Origin of the sequence: Sandarakinorhabdus rubra (genome assembly GCF_010994245.1) — a bacterium.
Lineage (GTDB): Bacteria > Pseudomonadota > Alphaproteobacteria > Sphingomonadales > Sphingomonadaceae > Sandarakinorhabdus > Sandarakinorhabdus rubra.
In genome coordinates this window covers 1-3,389 of the sequence record NZ_WMHO01000250.1, presented here as the reverse complement: position 1 = coordinate 3,389, position 3,389 = coordinate 1, and the positions used below count along the sequence as shown (strand labels likewise).

Below are 3,389 nucleotides of genomic sequence, written 5' to 3'. Positions count from 1 at the left end.
TTGCCGGCCAGTTCATCGGCCATCATCGCGGGCGAGGTGCCGGCCAGCGCCTCGGCATTGCCGGCTGCCTGCGCCACCAGCTGGTCGCGCGGGCGGCGGGCGGCGGCGCCCATGTTGGCGGCCGAGATCAGGATGGCGCCAGCGAGGCCCTGATCTTCTGCTGCCACCAGCGCTGTCACCCAGCCGCCCATGCTGTGCCCGGCCAGCACGATGCGGCTGGTGTCGATGCCGAGCTTCGCTGCCACGTCAGGCCGGCGCAGATGAGCCAACACGGCCCGCGCGTCGTCGGGGTTCTGGGCGAAGCGAAAATTGCCGGGGCTGCCCCAGCTGCCGCGATAATTGAAGGTGATGGCGTTCCAGCCGGCCCGGCGCAGCGCCTGGGCCAGATCGAGATTCTTCTCGTTGCCCGGCCAGCCATGGCAGATGACGATGGTGGGGTGCGGCCCCGGCCCGGCGGCGGTGTAGGCGACGCCGTTGATCTCCACTCCGCCCGAGGGGATGTGCAGCACCTCCATGCGGGCGCGTGGCGACACGCTGGTGGGCGGATCGCTGAACAGCGGGTTGCCGCTGGCGGGCGCTGCCAACAGCAGCAGGGCAAGGGCAAGATGGCGCATCTTCGGTTCCGTGGTTGAGCCGCTGCAACCTAGACCGGTGGCAGCGCCCAGTCGATGGGGGGCAGGCCTTGGCTGTCCAGCCAGGCATTGGTGCGGCTGAAGTGCCGGCAGCCGAAGAAGCCATTGTGCGCCGACAGTGGCGAAGGGTGCGGCGCCTTCAGCACGAGGTGACGCGCACCATCGACAAAGCCCGCCTTCTTCTGGGCGTGGCTGCCCCACAGCAGGAAGGCGCAAGGTCGCTCCCGCGCTGCTACCAGCCGGATGACCGCATCGGTGAACATCTCCCAGCCGCGGCCCTGGTGGCTGCCGGCCAGCCCCTGCTCGACCGTGAGGCTGGCATTCAAGAGCAGCACGCCTTGCTGTGCCCAGTGCTCCAGAAAGCCATGCCGGGCCGGCGGTATGCCGAGATCGGCCTGCAACTCCTTGTAGATGTTCTGAAGGCTGGGCGGCACCCGAACGCCGGGCCTTACACTGAACGCCAACCCGTGCGCCTGGCCGGGGCCGTGATAGGGGTCCTGCCCGAGGATCACCACGCGCACCCGATCGAGCGGCGTGAGGTCGAGCGCGCGGAACCACTCACTGCCCTTGGGGAAGATCGCCTTGCCGGCGGCCTTCTCGGCCAGCAGGAAGGATTTCAGCGCCGCCATTGTGGGCGAGGCGAACGCCTCGGCCAGCGGGACGCGCCAGCTGTCGTGCAGTCTTACCGTGTCGGCCATGGCGCTGTGTGGCCGGGCCGGCCTGCGGCCGTCAAGCGCGCGCAGCAGCGTTGGGCCGCGTCAAGCGCGGCCGATGCCCATGCGCGGCAGCAGATTGTCCCGGTCCATCAGCTTGTGTTTGATGATGCCGATGATGTGCAGCACGAGCAGCGCCAGCATCGCCCAGCCGAGCAGTTCGTGCACTTCGTTGAAGGTCTCGGCCAGCGGCTTGCCGATGCCGGCCTTGGGCACGTCCATCGCGAAGAAATATTGCAGCGGGCGATCGTTGCGTTCGGCCATCAGCCAGCCCGACAGCGGCAGTGCCAGCATCGCAGCATAGAAGGCCCAGTGCGCGGCCTTGGCCAGCAGCCGTTCGCCCGGCGTGAAATAGGCCGGCAGTGGCGGCGGCGGATTGGCCAGCCGCCAGCCCAGCCGCACCAGGGTCAGCGCGATCAGCGTCAGCCCGAAGCTGGCATGCAGGCCCATCACGAAGGCGCGCTGGCCGCCTTCGCGCGGCACGAAATCGTGCAGGAAGCCCCCGGCGAGATTGCCGATGATCATCACGGCCATCAGCCAGTGCAGGATGATGGCGACCTTGCTGTATCGGCTCATGCGGCAATGCTCCCTGGCCAGACCCTAGGCAGCCGGCCGGCGTGCCGTCGATAGGGGCTTTCCCCCAATTGTGAGGGTGGGCGGGCGGCCTCGCGGATGCGGGAGGGGGGCGGCGCTGGCCGCGCTGCTATGCTGCTCGCCAAACAGGAGGACGGGACATGGCAAAACTGGTGGTCACCTATCCGGCGCAGCCGGGCGCGACGTTTGACCGGGACTATTATGTGAAGGTGCATCTGCCGCTGGCGCAGAAGCATTTCGGCCCGGCCGGCATGACCGGCAGCGAGGCGCTGTTCCCGCTGGCGCCCGATGCCGCCTTCGTCTGCGTGGGCATCCTGCACTTCCGCGACCCGGCCGCCATTGGTGCGGCGATGGCAGCGCCCGGCGCCGGCGAGGTGATGGCCGATGTCGCCAAGTTCACCAATATCCAGCCGACGGCGACCGCGATGGCCTGAGGCGGCCACGCGGCTGGACGCCTCAGAAGTTGACCCTGGCCCCCACCCAGACGGTGCGGGGCAGGGCGCGCTCGACCACGCCGGCGCCTGACAGGGCGGCCTGCACTTCTTCGTCGAACAGGTTTTCGACCCGGCCTTCCAGCGCGATGCCCTTGGTCACGGGCACCACCAGCAGCGCGTCCACCATGGTGGCCGCGGCCAGGCTGCGGCTGTTCTGATCATCTTCGAACTGGCTGGCGATGTGACGCACGGTGGCCGACGCGGTGAAGAGCCGGCTGGCATAATCGATGCCGGCCGAAGCGCTGGTGCGCGGCGTCTGCGCCGGGCGCAGGCCATTCAGCGGGGCGGCACTGCCACTGGCGCTGATCGTGGGATCGACATGCGAGAAGGAGGCGTGCAGCGTGAACGGGCCTTGCTGCACGCTGGCATCCACCTCCACGCCCCAAACGCTCAGCGCGTCGAGATTCTGGCGCTGGCGATAGAAGCCGCCGGCCGCCACGAAGCCGACGCCGGGGAAGCTGCCCGGCCCGGCGGCGACGGTGACATTGGCGATCGTGTCGGTCATGCGGTTCCAGAAGCCGGTGACGCCGATGGCAACGCCGCTGGCGGGTGTCAGGCTGAAGCCGGCATCCACCCCGCTGACCCGCTCCGGGCGGAGCAGGGCATTGGCCGCCGTGGCATCGGGGCCAACGCGGAACGGGCGATAGAGTTCATTGAGGGTCGGCAGCCGCCAGCCGCGATAGGCCGCGGTGCGCAGCGTCAGCCAGTCAGCGGCGCGCAGGGCGAGGCCGGCCCGGCCGGTGAACTCCTGGCCAGAGCGATCATCAAAGCGCAGCGTGGTGAAGGGCGCGCCGGTGGCGATGGTGGTTTCCAGCAGGCGGCCATTCTCGATCTGCCACCAGTCGATGCGGCCCGACAGCGTGGCGGTGAGGCGGCCGGCCTCGACGCTGCCGTCCACGAACAGGCCGGTGGTGCCGGTGCGGCCGCCGGCCTCACGCAGGCGGGTTGGCGCGCCC

Annotated in this window: 5 protein-coding genes; 1 reads left to right on the top strand and 4 read right to left on the bottom strand. The window is 69.5% G+C overall.

Going from position 1 to position 3,389, the window contains the following annotated elements; genetic code table 11:
• The 3 genes from GJV64_RS12750 to GJV64_RS12740 form a co-directional block, all read right to left on the bottom strand.
• Positions 1–614, bottom strand: a 614-nt coding sequence (locus GJV64_RS12750; protein WP_235927744.1) for an alpha/beta hydrolase family protein, incomplete at its 3' end; no start/stop codon positions are given.
• A gap of 29 nt (positions 615–643) precedes the next feature.
• On the bottom strand, positions 644–1,330 hold the full coding sequence (gene ung / locus GJV64_RS12745) for a uracil-DNA glycosylase (protein ID WP_164157674.1): 687 nt from the start codon (positions 1,328–1,330) through the stop codon (positions 644–646).
• A 60-nt stretch (positions 1,331–1,390) separates the two neighbouring features.
• A complete protein-coding gene (locus GJV64_RS12740; protein WP_164157672.1) occupies positions 1,391–1,921 on the bottom strand; it encodes a cytochrome b in 531 nt (176 codons plus the stop codon).
• A gap of 158 nt (positions 1,922–2,079) precedes the next feature.
• Here GJV64_RS12740 and GJV64_RS12735 point away from each other — a divergent pair, with 158 nt between their 5' ends.
• Positions 2,080–2,373: an EthD family reductase gene (locus GJV64_RS12735; protein WP_164157670.1), complete on the top strand. Its 294-nt coding sequence runs from the start codon at positions 2,080–2,082 to the stop codon at positions 2,371–2,373.
• Positions 2,374–2,395: 22 nt separating this feature from the next.
• Here the strand turns inward: GJV64_RS12735 and GJV64_RS12730 are convergent.
• Positions 2,396–3,389 (bottom strand): TonB-dependent receptor (locus tag GJV64_RS12730; RefSeq protein ID WP_164157668.1); only part of this gene is annotated, 994 nt, incomplete at its 5' end.